The organism is Sphaerisporangium rubeum (assembly GCF_014207705.1).
GTDB classification, from domain to species: Bacteria; Actinomycetota; Actinomycetes; order Streptosporangiales; family Streptosporangiaceae; genus Sphaerisporangium; species Sphaerisporangium rubeum.
Genome location: NZ_JACHIU010000001.1, coordinates 7,173,309 through 7,189,156 on the forward strand (window position 1 = coordinate 7,173,309; position 15,848 = coordinate 7,189,156).

At 69.4% G+C, this 15,848-nt stretch carries 11 protein-coding genes and 1 rRNA gene; 8 read left to right on the top strand and 4 right to left on the bottom strand.

Annotated elements, in window-relative coordinates:
• Positions 1–169: 169 nt before the first annotated feature.
• Positions 170–1,693, bottom strand: a 16S ribosomal RNA gene (locus BJ992_RS30455).
• A 589-nt stretch (positions 1,694–2,282) separates the two neighbouring features.
• Here BJ992_RS30455 and BJ992_RS30460 point away from each other — a divergent pair.
• A complete protein-coding gene (locus BJ992_RS30460) occupies positions 2,283–4,358 on the top strand; it encodes a prolyl oligopeptidase family serine peptidase (protein WP_184986845.1) in 2,076 nt (691 codons plus the stop codon).
• Positions 4,355–5,362 carry an L-glyceraldehyde 3-phosphate reductase gene (mgrA, locus tag BJ992_RS30465; protein WP_184986847.1) on the top strand — a complete coding sequence of 336 codons (1,008 nt, stop codon included), beginning with the start codon at positions 4,355–4,357 and terminating at the stop codon, positions 5,360–5,362. Before BJ992_RS30460 ends, mgrA begins: the two co-directional genes overlap by 4 nt.
• A gap of 6 nt (positions 5,363–5,368) precedes the next feature.
• On the opposite strand, the gene BJ992_RS30470 is transcribed toward mgrA, so the two are convergent.
• Positions 5,369–7,942, bottom strand: a complete 2,574-nt coding sequence (locus BJ992_RS30470; protein ID WP_343072940.1) for a lysylphosphatidylglycerol synthase transmembrane domain-containing protein — start codon at positions 7,940–7,942, stop codon at positions 5,369–5,371.
• A 237-nt stretch (positions 7,943–8,179) separates the two neighbouring features.
• On the opposite strand from BJ992_RS30470, the gene BJ992_RS30475 reads away from it, so the two are divergent.
• Positions 8,180–10,222 (top strand): molybdopterin-containing oxidoreductase family protein, encoded by a 2,043-nt coding sequence (locus BJ992_RS30475; RefSeq protein WP_184986849.1) that lies wholly within the window; start codon positions 8,180–8,182, stop codon positions 10,220–10,222.
• On the opposite strand, the gene BJ992_RS30480 is transcribed toward BJ992_RS30475, so the two are convergent.
• Complete coding sequence (locus BJ992_RS30480; protein ID WP_184986851.1) at positions 10,206–10,655, bottom strand: GNAT family N-acetyltransferase; 450 nt, start codon at positions 10,653–10,655, stop codon at positions 10,206–10,208. The genes BJ992_RS30475 and BJ992_RS30480 overlap by 17 nt on opposite strands.
• Positions 10,656–10,762: 107 nt before the next feature.
• Between BJ992_RS30480 and BJ992_RS30485 the strand changes: the two genes are divergently transcribed.
• From BJ992_RS30485 to BJ992_RS30505, 5 genes are all read left to right on the top strand, one after another.
• Complete coding sequence (locus BJ992_RS30485; RefSeq protein WP_184986853.1) at positions 10,763–11,215, top strand: hypothetical protein; 453 nt, start codon at positions 10,763–10,765, stop codon at positions 11,213–11,215.
• Positions 11,216–11,379: 164 nt separating this feature from the next.
• The gene (locus tag BJ992_RS30490; protein WP_184986855.1) at positions 11,380–11,931 is read left to right on the top strand and encodes a sigma-70 family RNA polymerase sigma factor; all 552 of its coding nucleotides are present in this window, start codon (positions 11,380–11,382) and stop codon (positions 11,929–11,931) included.
• The gene (locus tag BJ992_RS30495) at positions 11,928–12,572 is read left to right on the top strand and encodes a hypothetical protein (protein ID WP_184986857.1); all 645 of its coding nucleotides are present in this window, start codon (positions 11,928–11,930) and stop codon (positions 12,570–12,572) included. The genes BJ992_RS30490 and BJ992_RS30495 overlap by 4 nt, the downstream gene beginning before the upstream one ends.
• A 138-nt stretch (positions 12,573–12,710) precedes the next feature.
• Positions 12,711–14,117 carry a phospholipid carrier-dependent glycosyltransferase gene (locus BJ992_RS30500; RefSeq protein WP_184986859.1) on the top strand — a complete coding sequence of 469 codons (1,407 nt, stop codon included), beginning with the start codon at positions 12,711–12,713 and terminating at the stop codon, positions 14,115–14,117.
• 16 nt (positions 14,118–14,133) lie between these two features.
• Entirely contained in the window at positions 14,134–14,532 is a 399-nt protein-coding gene (locus BJ992_RS30505) for a hypothetical protein (RefSeq protein ID WP_184986861.1), read from the top strand.
• A gap of 10 nt (positions 14,533–14,542) precedes the next feature.
• Here the strand turns inward: BJ992_RS30505 and BJ992_RS30510 are convergent, their stop codons facing one another.
• Positions 14,543–15,757: a mannosyltransferase family protein gene (locus BJ992_RS30510; RefSeq protein ID WP_184986863.1), complete on the bottom strand. Its 1,215-nt coding sequence runs from the start codon at positions 15,755–15,757 to the stop codon at positions 14,543–14,545.
• Positions 15,758–15,848 lie beyond the last annotated feature (91 nt).

Below are 15,848 nucleotides of genomic sequence, written 5' to 3' on the forward strand. Positions count from 1 at the left end.
CTACCTGAACCAGGCCGGCCTGGTGACCGGAGTAGCCAGTGCTCCACTAATGAGCGTGCCGGTGGGTGAGACGTACGCTCACCGACACCAGCTGGATCCCCTCACCCGCACTCCGTGGTTCCGGCCGGTCACCCGGCCGGGGGGTGGGGTAGGGATCGGTGCTCCTTAGAAAGGAGGTGATCCAGCCGCACCTTCCGGTACGGCTACCTTGTTACGACTTCGTCCCAATCGCCGGCCCCACCTTCGACCGCTCCCCCCCACAAGTGGGTTGGGCCACGGGCTTCGGGTGTTGCCGACTTTCGTGACGTGACGGGCGGTGTGTACAAGGCCCGGGAACGTATTCACCGCAGCGTTGCTGATCTGCGATTACTAGCGACTCCGACTTCATGGGGTCGAGTTGCAGACCCCAATCCGAACTGAGACCGGCTTTACGGGATTCGCTCCGCCTCACGGCATCGCAACCCTCTGTACCGGCCATTGTAGCATGTTTGCAGCCCAAGACATAAGGGGCATGATGACTTGACGTCATCCCCACCTTCCTCCGAGTTGACCCCGGCAGTCTCCCATGAGTCCCCACCACCCCTAGAGGCGTGCTGGCAACATGGAACAAGGGTTGCGCTCGTTGCGGGACTTAACCCAACATCTCACGACACGAGCTGACGACAGCCATGCACCACCTGTCCACCGGCCCAAAAGGGGGCACCCGTCTCCGGATGTTACCGATGAATGTCAAGCCTTGGTAAGGTTCTTCGCGTTGCGTCGAATTAAGCAACATGCTCCGCCGCTTGTGCGGGCCCCCGTCAATTCCTTTGAGTTTTAGCCTTGCGGCCGTACTCCCCAGGCGGGGCGCTTAATGCGTTAGCTACGGCACGGAACCCGTGGAAGGACCCCACACCTAGCGCCCAACGTTTACAGCGTGGACTACCAGGGTATCTAATCCTGTTCGCTCCCCACGCTTTCGCTCCTCAGCGTCAGGTAAGGCCCAGCAAGCCGCCTTCGCCACCGGTGTTCCTCCTGATATCTGCGCATTTCACCGCTACACCAGGAATTCCGCTTGCCCCTACCTACCTCTAGCCAGCCCGTATCCACCGCAGACCCACAGTTAAGCCATGGGCTTTCACGGCAGACGCGACAAGCCACCTACGAGCTCTTTACGCCCAATAATTCCGGACAACGCTCGCGCCCTACGTATTACCGCGGCTGCTGGCACGTAGTTAGCCGGCGCTTCTTCTACAGGTACACGTCAACTTCGTCCCTGCTGAAAGAGGTTTACAACCCGAAGGCCGTCATCCCCCACGCGGCGTCGCTGCGTCAGGCTTCCGCCCATTGCGCAAGATTCCCCACTGCTGCCTCCCGTAGGAGTCTGGGCCGTGTCTCAGTCCCAGTGTGGCCGGTCGCCCTCTCAGGCCGGCTACCCGTCGTCGCCTTGGTAGGCCACTACCCCACCAACAAGCTGATAGGCCGCGAGCCCATCCCCAACCGAAAAAACTTTCCACCCACACACCATGCAGTGGCAGGTCATATCCGGTATTAGACCCGGTTTCCCAGGCTTATCCCGAAGTCAGGGGCAGGTTACTCACGTGTTACTCACCCGTTCGCCGCTCGAGTACCCCGAAGGGCCTTTCCGCTCGACTTGCATGTGTTAAGCACGCCGCCAGCGTTCGTCCTGAGCCAGGATCAAACTCTCCAAACAATGTCTGAAAAAGTAAACCCCAGCGAAAGATCCCCCCCGCTAAAAGAGGGACCCCTCATCAAAGGAAACCATCCCCAGGCACCCCCGCCACAAAGAACGGAAGCAACCCCTAGGGGACGGGGTTATGCATGAACTTCATGCACTGGCTTTTAGCACACTGTTGAGTTCTCAAGAAACGGACGCGTACACCGGCCGCGAACCAGACCGTGAAGTCCGGCCCCGCCGGGGCGGTTCGTTTTTCCTTGTTCCACAAGCCTAACCACGGGGCCAGAGGCGAAGCAAATCGGAGGCAAACCCGCCGCCTTGACTTCCACCCCAGCCAACCCGCTAGCATGTGGCCGCTCTGACTCAGAGCAACCCTGCAAACTTACCCGAACCCGACCCGAAGAACAAGCCGAACCAGGAAGATCTTTCACGGGGTGGTTGTCGGACCCCGGGCACACCCGTGCCAGATCCGCTTTCGCGGCTGGTGTGGGGTGGTGCCGGGCTGTGCCGACGAATCAAGATTAGCAGCCTTCCGGCGTGGCGGTGCACACTTCGGCATCAGCGTGCTGATCAGGTCGTCCTGCCGGGTCATAGACTCGGCCAGGTGAGCAGCGACACGCCTCCGGTGGCGAAGAAGGTTCCGGCCGAGCGCACGCATCACGGCGACACCGTGATCGACGAGTACTCTTGGCTGACCGTCAAGGACGACGCGGACACCATCACCTACCTCGAAGCGGAGAACGCGTACACGCAGGCCGTCACGGGTCATCTCGCGGATCTTCAGGAGGACGTCTTCCAGGAGATCAAGAGCCGCACCCAGGAGACCGACCTGTCGGTGCCGACCCGCAAGGGCGGGTGGTGGTACTACTCCCGTACCGAGGAGGGCAAGCAGTACGGCATCCAGTGCCGCCTGCCGGCGCTGTCGGAGTCGCCGCCCGAGCTCACCCCCGGCAAGCCGCTCGACGGTGAGCAGGTGCTGGTGGACGGCAACGAGCTCGCCGGCGACAGTCCGTTCTTCGCGGTCGGCACGACGTCGGTGTCCCCGGACGCTCGGCTGCTGGCCTATTCGACCGACTTCAGCGGCAACGAGCGCTTCACGCTGAGGTTCCGTGACCTCGACTCCGGCGAGATCCTTCCGGACGAGATCCCCGATGTCTTCTACGGTGGCGCCTGGTCGGCGGACGGCACCGCGTTCTTCTACACCACGATCGACGAGGCGTGGCGGCCGTACCGTGTGCACCGCCACATCGTCGGCACGCCGGCCGGCGACGACGTGCTGGTCTACGAGGAGACCGACGAGCGGTTCTGGGTCGGCATCGGGCTGACCCGCAGTGAGCGTTTCCTCGTGCTGGGTGCCGGCAGCAAGATCACCAGTGAGGTCCGCATCCTCGACGCGGAGTTCCCCACCGGTGAGTTCCGGGTCGTGCGGCCCCGGGTCACCGGGGTCGAGTACTCGCTCGACCACGCGGACGGCCACTTCTTCGTGCTGCACAACGAAGGCGCGCGCAACTTCGAGCTGGCCACGGCCCCCGTCGACGACCCGGCGACCTGGACGCCTCTCATCGAGCACCGCGAGGACACGCGGCTGCTCGACGTGCAGGCGTTCGCCGGTCATGCGGCGGTGTACTTCCGCAGGGACGGCCTCACCGGCATCCGGGTGCTGCCGCAAGGCGGCGCGGCGTACGAGATCGAATTCCCCGAGGCGATCCACAGCGCGGCGCCGGCGGGGAATCCCGAGTTCCAGACGAGCAGGTTGCGGCTGGCGTACACCTCCATGGTCACGCCGCCTTCGGTGTACGACTACGACCTCGCCTCGAACGAGCTGATCCTGCTGAAGCGCCGCGCCGTGCTCGGTGGTTACGACTCTGACGACTACGAGCAGTTCCGCGACTGGGCCGTGGCGGAGGACGGCACCAAGGTGCCGGTCTCGATCGTGCGCCGGAAGGGGACGACGGGCCCAGCGCCGACCGTTCTGTACGGATACGGTAGTTATGAGACGTCGATCGACCCGTCGTTCTCCGTGGCCAGGCTCAGCCTGCTCGACCGGGGTCTCGTGTTCGCCATCGCTCATGTGCGCGGCGGCGGCGAGATGGGCCGCCAGTGGTACGAGGACGGCAAGCTGCTGCGTAAGAAGAACACGTTCACCGACTTCGTGGCGGTGGCGCGGCACATGAAGGAGGCCGGCTGGTCGGGGCCGGTCGTGGCGCGAGGTGGTTCGGCCGGTGGGCTGCTCATGGGGGCCGTGGTCAACCTCGCGCCTGAGGTGTTCGCCGGTGTGGTGGCCGAGGTGCCGTTCGTCGACGCGTTGAACACGATCCTCGACCCGACGCTGCCGCTCACGGTGATCGAGTGGGACGAATGGGGCGACCCTCTGCACAACGCCGATGTCTACGCGTACATGAAGTCGTACACGCCGTACGAGAACGTCGACGACCGGGAGTATCCCCCGATTCTGGCCATCACCAGCCTGAACGACACCCGCGTTCTCTACCATGAGCCGGCCAAGTGGGTGGCCCGGCTGCGTGCCACGGCCGGTGGTGGCCCGTTCCTGCTCAAGACCGAGATGGGGGCCGGTCACGGCGGCCGCAGCGGCAGGTACGACGCCTGGCGTGAGGAGGCCTTCACCCTGGCGTGGATACTCGACCGCGCGGGATCGGCGGACACGGGAGAGACGAAGTGACGTACACGGCGGCGGACGAGCGCTACGGCAGGCAGCCCTACAACCGGTCGGGACGGAGCGGGCTGAAGCTCCCGGCGGTGTCGCTCGGGCTCTGGCACAACTTCGGGGACGACAAGCCGATCGAGACGCAGCGGGCCACGCTGCGGCGTGCGTTCGACCTCGGGGTGACGCACTTCGACCTGGCCAACAACTACGGCCCGCCGGCCGGCACGGCGGAGCGCAACTTCGGCACGATCTTCGCGCAGGACTTCCGTCCGTACCGCGACGAGCTGATCATCTCGACCAAGGCCGGGTACGACATGTGGCCCGGCCCGTACGGCGAGTGGGGTTCGCGCAAGTACGTGCTCGCGAGCCTGGACCAGTCGTTGGGCCGCATGGGTCTCGACTACGTCGACATCTTCTACAGCCACCGTCCCGACCCCGACACTCCGCTCGAGGAGACGATGGGTGCGCTGGACACGGCCGTGCGGTCGGGCCGCGCGCTGTACGCGGGTATCTCCAACTACTCGCCTGAGCAGACCAGGCAGGCGGCGCGGCTGCTGCGCGAGATGGGGACGCCGCTGCTCATCCACCAGCCCCGGTACTCGATGTTCGACCGCTGGATCGAGGACGGCCTGCTCGACGTGCTGGAGGAGGTCGGCGCGGGCTGCATCCCGTTCTCTCCGCTGGCGCAGGGCATCCTGACCGATCGTTACCTCGGTGGGATCCCGGAGGACTCGCGTGCGGCCAAGGAGCGGTTCCTGCGGCCGGCGCAGCTCACCGACGACGTGTTGCGCCGGGTGCGCGCGCTGAACGACGTCGCCGCGGGCCGCGGCCAGTCGCTGGCGCAGATGGCGCTCGCGTGGGCCCTGCGTGACCGCCGGGTCACGTCGGTGCTGATCGGCGCGAGCGGTGTGCGGCAGCTTGAGGACAACGTCGCCGCGGTGGACAACCTGGAGTTCTCCCCCGACGAGCTGGCCGCCATCGAGAAGGAGATCGCGCAGCCGGGTGCGCCGCTGGTGTGACGAGCGCTAAAGGGCCTCGTGGCGCTGGAGCCAGGCGAACGAGGCCCAGCCGGGGAGCACAGGGAGCCAGAAGGTCAGCAGCCGGAACAGCAGCACGGCGGACGTGGCGACGGTGCCCGGCAGCCCGGACAGGGTGAGGCCGAGCGACAGGGACGCCTCGACCGCGCCGAGCCCGCCGGGGGTGGGTGCGGCCGATCCGATGGCGTTGCCGGCGAGGAACACGATGGCGACGGCGGTGAAGCTGAGCGACTCGCCGAAGGCGCGCACGCAGGCGTCCAGGCAGACCACGAAGGCGAAGGTCAGCAGGAGCGTGCCGCTGAGCCCTTCGATGAGCTTGCGGGGTGACTGGAGCACGTCGAGCAGCCGCGGCATGACGCCGGAGAACAGCGGCCTGACGCGTGCGGTGAGCATGCGCCGCAGCTGAGGCACGGCGAGAACGATCAGCACGAGCACGGCCGCGGACAGCAGCACGATGACGAGGCCGCGTGAGGGACTGAGCGACGGCGCGGCCCTGCTGCCGGTGATGTAGCCGAACAGCAGCAGGAGCACGATGTGGCAGCCGAGCCCGACGAGCTGCGAGGCCCCGACGCTGGCGACGGCGAGACCGGGGGCTATGCCGCGTTTTTGCAGGTAGCGGGAGTTGATGGCGACGCCGCTCACCGCCGCGGGTGCGACCAGCTTGACGAACGAGCCGGCGAACTGCGCGAGCACGGTGCGGCCGAGTGGCAGTCGTTCCGGTACGAAGCCGCGCAGCATGAGCGCGGCGGCGAGGTAGCTGAGCATGGCGGCGCCGAGCGCGACCCCGCCCCAGCCCCACTTGGCGGTCGAGATGACCTGCAGGAGGTTGACGCGGCTGAGCTGGGACAGCAGGAAGTACGCGGCGAGCGCGCTCGCGATGATCGTGACGAGGGTGCGCGGCTGGAACCGCTCCAGCCGCACCTCCTCGACCTGCACCTGTGTGGTGAGCGCGAGGATCTGTTCGCGCAGTTCCGGCAGGAGTTCCTTGTCGCGCGTCACCTCGGCGCGGGTGCCGCGGGTCAGCGCGATGCGCTGGAGCAGTGGCAGCGCGCCGGCGAGGGCCTGCTTGGGGATGACACGCTCGGCGCTCGCCACGGAACGCCGGGGGCCGACCCGCAGCGACAGGTAGGTGAGGAGCTGCGCGACGTCCAGGCGCAGCAGCAGGTCGCCGGCGGCGATCTCGCCGCTGCGCGCGTCCATGAGCACGACCTCGCCGTCGGCGTCGACGTGGATGCTGTCGCCGGTGAGCCTGCGGTGCGCGAGCCGGTGCGCCTGGAGCAGCTCGACCTGCTTCCAGACCTTGACGAGCAGCTCGTCGGTCAGCTCGTCGTCCGGCACGTCCGCGATCTGACGCGTGTCGAGGTGCTCGTACGCCAGCAGCGCGGCCTCGGTGCCGATCTCGCTGGTGCCGACGAGCCTCGGGGTGCGCACCCCCGCGGCCTGCGCGGCGTACGCCATGAGGGCCTCGCGTTCCAGCTCGGCGCGCAGGGAGCGGATGGCACGGCGCCGGGTCTCGGAGTTGAGCCGGATGCGGCGCCACAGCCGGTAGAGGACCCCGGAGACCTGGCGGTCCCGGTCGAGCACGGTGACGTCGAGGCGGCGGTCGTCGGTCGTGACCACGACGTACCTGCGGCTGCCCTGTGCGTCGTCGGCGACGCGGTGGGCCTTGGCGGGGACGAAGCCGAGGCGGCGCAGCGCGGTGACGACGGTGCCGCCGGGAGGCCGGGGGTTGGGGCTGCCGACGACGTACAAGGTGGCGTATCCGACGGCGAGACCGACGAGGTAGGTGACGAAGACGCCGAGCACGGTGGCCTCGGCAGCGGTGAACAGCGCGAAGACGTCGAGCGCGATGGCCATCCACATCAGGCCGCGCCAGGTGGGACGGCGGGACAGGCGCACGGCGGTGACGTAGGCCACGACGGAGGTGAGCAGGGTGTTGATCGGCTCGACCCCTGTGCGGTCGCCGGTCAGCAGGATCCGCAGGTCGTCGGGCCCCGCTACGGCGAGCCACTCGCCGAGCACGAACGAGCCGAGCATGCCGATGATGGCCGCGATCAGGCCCTCGGCGACGCGCACGCCGTCGCGGTGGAAGACGCGCTCCACGGCGAAGGCGGCCGGCACGGCGAGCACCGCGGCGCCGGCGAGGAACCCCGCGACGCCGATCAGCAGGTCGGGTGCGCGGCTGGTGCCGTCGGTGACGTCCTGCTCCAGGCCGTTGAGTGTCTGCTTGGCGACCAGGGCCAGCAGTACGACCCCGGCGAGCGCGCCGAGCGTGCCGAGGAACCGCAGCGCGTCGGACGAGCGGCGGATGCGCTGAGGCAGCAGCGGCTCGACCACCACCACGGGGGCCTCGCCGAAGGCACGGCCGGGTGGCGGGCCGCCGGTCTCCTCCGGACCGTCAGGACGTTCGCCTGAGGTGTCCTCGGCGGAGCCGGCGGACGTGGCGGGGACGTCGCCGGAGGTGAGCGCGACGGAGCCCGCCACGGAGCCCACCGAGGAGCCCACCGAGGACTGGTCCCCCGCGGTCCTGTCCGCCTCGTCCCGTTCCGTGATCTCGGTCACCGCCCGTGTCTACCCACACATCCGGTCATAAGGTCTATCCCACCGCTAATCATGATTGACTCTACGAACCCCCCTGGCATGGCGCGCGATCTCCGGCTGAACCGGTGTACCTCGGCCATTGGCTGACACTCTACGGCGCGCACCCAGGTAAGGACCCAGCCGGAAAACCACTCGCCACCGGCCCGTGACCCCGGCACCCCTTCCCTGCCGCCGGACACCGCTATGTACCGTCTATCCATGACCGCAGAGTTGAACGTCCTCGGCGCCTGTCCCCTGGACTGCCCGGACACCTGCTCCTGGGTGGTCACGGTCCGGGACGGCGAGGCGGTGCGCCTGCGAGGCAACCCCGACCAGCCGTACACCCGGGGCTCGTTGTGCGTGAAGGTCAATCGTTACGTCGAGCACAGCAAGGCCGCCGACCGCATCCTGTACCCGATGCGCAGGACCGGCCCCAAGGGCTCGGGACGGTTCGAGCGCGTCACGTGGGACGAGGCGCTCGACGAGATCGCGGAACGGCTCACCGCCATCGTCGCCGAGCACGGCGGCGAGGCCATCTGGCCCTACCAGGGGACCGGGACGCTCGGCTACATCCAGGGGGAGACCGGCCAGGCGGGACGCCGGCTGTGGAACGCGCTCGGCGCGTCCTTCCACGACCTGAACATCTGCTCGCGGGCCGGCAACACGGGGCTGCGGATCACCAACGGCACCCCCGGCGGCATGGACCCCGAGACGTTCGCCCTGTCGCGGCTGATCCTGCTGTGGGGCACCAACACCCTGACCAGTGGCCACCACCTGTGGAAGTTCGTGCAGCGCGCGCGAGCGGACGGCGCGCACGTGGTGGCGATCGACCCGATCAGGACGCGGACCGCCGACCAGTGCGACGAGCACCTGGCGATCCGGCCGGGCACCGACGCGGCGCTGGCGCTCGCGCTGCTGCACGTGGTGCTGGACGAAGACGCGCAGGACCAGGACTATCTGGACCGGCACACCAAGGGGTGGGACGGCTTCGAGCGGGAGATCCGCCGGTATCCGCCTGAGGTGGCCGAGGAGATCACCGGCATCCCGGCCAAGGACATCCGCGCGCTCGGCAGGCGTCTCGCGCACACCCGGCCGACCGGCATCCGCGCCACGATGGGCCTGCAGCGGCACCGCGGCGGCGGCACCGCGCTGCGCACCATCGCCGCCATCGCGGGGGTCACCGGCGACTGGCGGCACCCCGGCGGCGGCGTCTCGTACTCCACCAGCGCTCACGTGCCGATCCAGGCCGACACCCGGCCCGGCCTGCTTCCTGCCGGGCCGGTGCGCACGCTGACCATGACGCGGCTCGCCGAAGGGCTGGAGGACACGGCCGACCCGGTCAAGTGCCTGTGGGTGTACGCGGCCAACCCGATGGGGAGCACGTCCGACCAGAACCGTGTGCGCCGCGGCCTGCTGAGGGACGATCTGTTCACCGTGGTCATGGAGCAGTTCCCCACCGACACCGTGGACTACGCCGACATCGTGCTGCCGGCCACCATGCAGTTCGAGCACACCGACCTGCACGCCGGGTACGGCCACATGTACCTGATGTGGAACGAACCGGCCGTGCCGCCGCCGGGTGAGTGCCTGTCCACGACCGAGACGTTCCGCCGGGTGGCGCGGCGCCTCGGCCTCACGGACCCGTCGCTGTACGACTCCGATCTGGACATCGCCAGGGAGTTGCTGTCCGGCGGCCACCCCTACCTTGAGGGGGTCACCGTGGAGCGGCTGCGTGCCGAGGGGTGGGTGCGGCTCAACGTACCCGACCCGTTCGTGCCGTTCACCGAGGGGTTCCCCACGGCGTCGGGGAGGCTGGAGTTCCCCGGGCCGGGTGAGGCGTACGTCGAGCCGTTCACCGCGCGGGCCGCCGGGCCGTACCGGCTCGCCTTGATCACTCCGGCGTCGCACACGTTCCTCAACACGATCTTCGGCAACAACCCCGAGCTGACCCGCCGCGCCGGGACGCCGAAGGTCCTGGTCAACGAGAAGGACGCCGCCGACCGCGGGCTGCGTGACGGGGCACGCGTGCGGGTGTTCAACGACAACGGCGAGATGGCCGCCGAGCTGGAGATCAGCGACCGGGTGGCGCCGGGGGTGGTCATGACGCCGAAGGGCCACTGGCCGAAGCTCAGCCCCGGCGGGGTCAACGCCAACGTGCTGGTGGACGAGCGCGACGCCGACATGGGCCGCGGCGCCGTGTACCACGACAACCTGGTGGAGGTCGCGCCGGAGGACGGCGCCGGCGTCACAGCGTCAGCTTGAACCCCACGTGGGAGTCGACGAAGCCGAGCGAGGTGTAGAAGCGGTGCGCGTCGGCGCGTGCCTTGTCGCTGGTGAGCTGCACCATGCGGCAGCCGCGTTCGCGTGCGCGTTCCACGGCCCAGCGCATCATGGCACGGCCGAGCCCCTGGCCCCGCATGGCGGCGTGGACACGGACGGCCTCGATGAGCGCGCGCTCAGCCCCTCTGCGTGACAGGCCGGGGATGTAGGTGATCTGCATCGTGCCGGCCACCGTCCCGTCGTGCTCGGCGACGACCAGTTCCTGCCGCGGGTCGGCGTCGATGGCCTCGAAGGCCGCCAGGTAGACCTCGTCTCGCGGGTCGCCTTCACGACGGGCCCCGAGCGCGTCGTCCGCCAGCATGCTCACGATCAGGGGGACGTCCTCGCGGCGCGCGGCGCGGAAGGTCACAGACATGACCGAAGGCTATCGACGGCCCTGACCCCGGCCGGTGCCGGCCCCGGAGAGGAAATCAGGGTTCGCCCCCGATGCGCCGGAGTGGCCCGCGAGTGCACTGTTGAGGCATGAAGGAAGAACTGACTCGGCGCGACGAGATGTCGCTCGCCGGCGCCGCCCTGCGTGGCGCGCCATGGAAGAAAGCGGCGATCACCGGTGGGGGCGCCGCGGCGATCAGTGTGGTGCTCGGGTTCATCGGCGGGGAGCCCGATGTCAGCTGGGCCCTGTGCCTCGGGGTCAGCCTGTTCGCCATCGTCGCGGCCGTCGGCGCGGTGAGCAGGCCCGACCTCGGGGACCGGGTCACCCGGCAGGCCCGCGTGTGGTCGCTGCGGCACCCGTGGCGCTTCTCGCTGTACCCCGGCGTCGGCGCGGCGGTGCTGATGTACCCGGTCCAGCTCGTCTTCGACCACGAGGGGGTGTTCGGAGCGGCCCTCGACGCGCTGTGGGGAGGCGCGCTGGTGTACCTCGCGGCGGGTCTGATCACGTTCGCGATCCGGGGGAGGGCCGCGAACGCGCGCTGACGTCCTTCACGAGGAGAGCCCGTTCCCGCACGCCGGGAGCGGGCTCTCGCGCGTCGCCGGCACACCGTTTTATCCGCCTCGGACACTTCGCTTGAAACACTTCGCGGCATCCGGACACGCATGGAGGAGAGCGGCCGCACGCTCCCCAGCGGAAGGACAGCGGAGTGGGACCACCCGACCCCCGGAAGCGTTTCGAGGCGATGTACACCGCGCACTACGCGGATCTCCTCGGGTACGTCCGGCGGCGCACCGAGTCGGCCGACGACGCCGCGGACGCGCTCGCCGAGACGTTCACGACGGCCTGGCGCCGCCTCTCCGACGTGCCGGAAGGGGAACGCGCACGGCTGTGGCTGTACGGCGTGGCACGGCGCGTGCTCGCCAACCAGCGGCGCGGGGCCTCGCGGCGCACGGCGCTCGCGTCCCGGCTCCGTGAGGAGCTGTCCGCCTGGGAGGAGGACGCGCCGGCCGAGGACACCGGCGCGATCCGGGTGGCGTTCCGGCGGCTCTCCCCCGACGACCGTGAGTTGTTGTCGCTGGTGAGCTGGGAGGGCCTGGACACGGCGCAGATCGCCACCGTGCTCGGCTGCTCGCGGGGCGCGGTACGCGTCCGGCTGCACCGCGCACGCAAGCGCCTGGCCGCCGAACTGCAGGCCGCGCAGCTCGACCTGACCCGGTACGGCCCGCGGGCCGCCGCGCTCGTGAAGGGGCAACAATGAGGACAGCCGACATCGACCGTCTGGTCGGCTCCATCGCACGGGGTGCGGGCCCCGGCCTCACGCCAGGCGCCAGGGAACTGCTCGACGAGATCACCTCGGCGCCTCCCGCGGGGGTGCGCCAAGGTCTGGCGGACCGCCTGGCCCGCCTGCTGCCGCTGACCCGTCAGTGGGTCCTCGCGCCGCTCACCGTGGCGGTCGTCCTGCTGACGTGGGTCATGCCAGGCGGCCTCGGCCCCGGCCCTCAGCCCGCCGACGCGCTGGAGATCCACAGGAGAGGTGTGTACTTCAGCGTCGTCGTCAAGGACGTCTTCGCCGACCGGCGGACGTACGACCGTGAGCTCGCCGAGCGCGGCGTGCCGGTCACCATGGTCGTGGTGCCGAGCCGGCCCGGCTCGGTGGGTCAGATCGTCGTCGTGCGCGGCGGCTCGCTGATGTTCACCCGATACACCCCGGCCTCATGGCACGTCCCCGACAGTCGCGACGTCGCCCCCCTGCCGGCGGCGTTCTGCAGGGACGAGGAGTGTCCGATCGGCATGCTGATCAGGGCCGGCTACCGAGGCACAGGCACGCTGTGGCTGGCGCGCGAGGCCCTGCCGGGTGAGATCTACCAGTTCCCCGTCACGCCGAGCTCGACGGGCTGACCTGTCCTGACGCCGGCGCGCCGCCTGCGGACGGCGCGCCGGAGGGACGCCTTCTGTCCCGTCACGCCGTGACGGGACGTGCCAGACAGAACGGATCGACTTCGCATGCTTTCACCATGGCCGAGACGATTACTCTCAGTGATTGATCGTCACCGCCTGATAGTTGTGCTGCTGGTGCTCGCCGCGGTGCTGCGGGCCGTCACCATGGCGGGGTACAGCCCGGCGTGGCTGTACTGGTACGACTCGTTCAGCTACCTGGACGTCGCGGCGCGGCCCCGGCCCTCGCTCGGGTTCCACCCGAGCGGCTATCCCCTGTTCCTGTGGCTGCTGCGGCCGTTGCGTGACGTCACGGTCATCGTCGGGGTGCAGCACCTGATGGGGCTCGGCATCGGCCTGATGATCTACGCGGTGCTGCGCCGCGACGGGCTGCCGGCCTGGGGTGCGGCGCTCGCCGCCGTCCCGGGGTTGTTCGACGCGTCGTTCCTGCGGCTGGAGCACGCGGTGCTGTCCGACACGCTTTTCCTCTTCCTGGTCGTCGCGGGGCTCGCTCTGCTCGGGTGGTCACGGCGGCCACCGGTGGGGATGTGCGCCGCAGGCGGAGCGGCGCTGGCACTCGCGGCGCTCACCCGCACGATCGCGGCGCCTGTGCTGATCGTGGTGCTGCTTCTGCTCGCCGTGCGGCGGTTCGGGGTGCGGCGGCTCGCCGCCGTGGCGGTCGCGGGGGCGCTGCCACTGGTCGCGTACGCCACGTGGAACGCCGGAGTGAACGGCAGGTTCACCCTGGCCGGCGGGGAAGGCGTGGTGCTGTGGGCCCGCACCATGACGTTCGCCGACTGCTCGGTGATCAAGCCGCCGCCGGAGGAGGCGCCGCTCTGTCCGAACGGCGCGTACCAGAGCGCGGCGTCGGAGTACGTGTGGGATCCGGCGGCGTCGCTCAACCGCATGCCGGGTGGACGGGACGGCAACAACGACCTCGCGCGGTCGTTCGCGATCCGCGCCATCGTGGCCCAGCCGCTGGACTACCTGCGTGCCGTGGCGCGTGACACCGCGCTGACGTTCCCGTGGACGCCGGTCCGGCATCCCGAGCGGGTCACCCCGGCGTTCGGCTTCAGCCGGGGTGAGTGGCCGCTGCGTGACGACGCGCTGGTGCGCCGCGTGCGGCGGGACTACGGCCCGAGCGTGCAAGCGCTGCGGTCCGCCGAGCCGTACGCCGGGTTCCTCATGGCCTACCAGTACCCGGCCTACGTGCGGGGGCCGATGATCGCGGTGATCCTGCTGCTCGGGGGGCTCGGCGCGATCGTGCGGCGTTCGGCGCTGCTGCCGTGGGCCGCCGCGATGGTCCTGCTGGTGGGGCCGGTGGCCGTGCTGGACTTCGACCACCGGTACGTGCTGCCGGCGATCCCGGTGGCCTGCCTGGCGGCGGCCCTCGGCACGGCGGGGCTTGTGGATACCGTACGGCGGCACCGCACCCGTCGAGCGGAGCCCGCGCCGGCGAGTGCGCAGACCTTCGAATCGCGACCGTCACGCCTCTCGCGGCGTGCCTGAAGAAAGGGATGCTCCGATGTTCAAGATCCTTGGTTGGGTGGCGCGATCGGTGTTCGTGCTGGTGCGCCGGCCGATGTGCGTCACGCTCGTCCTGATCGCGGCGCTGCCGGTGACCGCGTACGTCGCGTGGAAGGCGGGAGGTGGCGGCAGGCCCGGCCCCGGCGTCGGGCCGGTGGTGGTCACGCACGTCGGGGGGACGCCGATGGGGGTCCGCGTGTTTCCCGGCGGCGACCGGCCCGAGACGGTCGTCCGGGTCTTCGGGGACGGGGGCGAAGGGGTGTTCTTCACCAAGGACGGACCCGTGGGGGTGTCAGGGAAGGTGTTCTTCATCAAGGAAGGGCCGCAGAGGCGGGCCGGGAAGGTGTTCTTCACCGAGGACGGGGACGGGCCCGCGCGCGGCGGGCCCTCCCGGTAGCGGCGGCCGGTCAGCCGATCCAGGCGCCGGTCGTGAAGTTGCCGACGTTGATCGCCATGACGGGGATCATGATCCCGAGGCTCAGGTACCAGACCCAGCGTCTGCGGGTGGCCATAGCGCCGAGGGCGATCCACAGGGGGAACCAGGTCAGCGAGGCCCGGCCGATGGACAGGTAGAAGCTCGACAGGGTGAGGAAGGACAGCACCTGCGGGGTCAGGTAGGCCAGTTCCGGCCAGCGGCGGCGGAACGCCAGAACGATCGCCAGGATCAGCAGCACCGCCGCCGCGATCATCTCCTCGTAGTAGGAGACGGTGAGCGTCGGGATGTCGTCGGACATGTTCCAGGTGTTGAGGAAGGCCTCCCAGGGCCAGACGGCGTGCCGGCCCCAGTGCTGGTCCTGGACGGTGTTGTAGGCCAGCCAGTCCCCGGTGCGGCTCCACTGGTAGATCGTGTAGATCACGATCGGCACGCCTGGCAGCAGCAGCCACGGCGCGCGGCGCACGCCGCCGCGCGCACGCAGGCCGTTCCCGGCGATCAGGAACATGACGAGGATGCCGAACGCGAGGAACAGGCCAGAGATGCGGACGGTCGTCGCCAGGGTGGCGCACACCGCGGCGTCCTCCCAGCGGCCCCGCCTGGCGAACAGCCACGCGGGGATGGCGAGCGCGAGAAAGAGCGACTCGGAGTAGCCGGTGTGGAGGAACGCGGCGAAGGGGCTGAGGAACAGGGCCGCGACGGCGTACCTGCCGCTGCCGGGGAAGTACGACTCGGCCAGCCGGGACATCGCGACGGCCACCACGGCGCTCGCCACCAGCGAGATCAGGACGGTGATCAGCCGGCCGTCGTCGATGATCGGCTTCAGTGCTCTGATCAGGATCGACATGCCGGGGAAGAAGGCCGGCAGCTTGCTGGCGTCCTGCATGCCGGGTGGGCCGTCGTAGCCGTACTCGGCGATGGCGATGAAGTTCTCGGCGTCCCAGCGGGTGAGCCGGGTGAGGAACGGGTCGGTGGTGCGGCCGGGGCCGGCCAGGTACATGTAGATCAAAAAGCCGATGTGCGATGCGAGCCAGATGAGCAGCGCCAGCCGGTCGCCGGCGTCGGTCATCCATCTCGGCGGCCACCACCGCTTGGGGGTCTCCTCGACACCCGGCTGGACGTCCGCCTCCGTGACGGGAGCGGCGTCCGCGGTTTCTGACAGGTCCGTTTTCGTCCCACCGTCGGTCACCGGCAAATACTCATATGTCCTACGAAAGTCTGGCAAGCCGCCGCGAAAGTTTCATTCGCTGAGCCCGCCGGGCCGGACGCGGAGGTGAGCT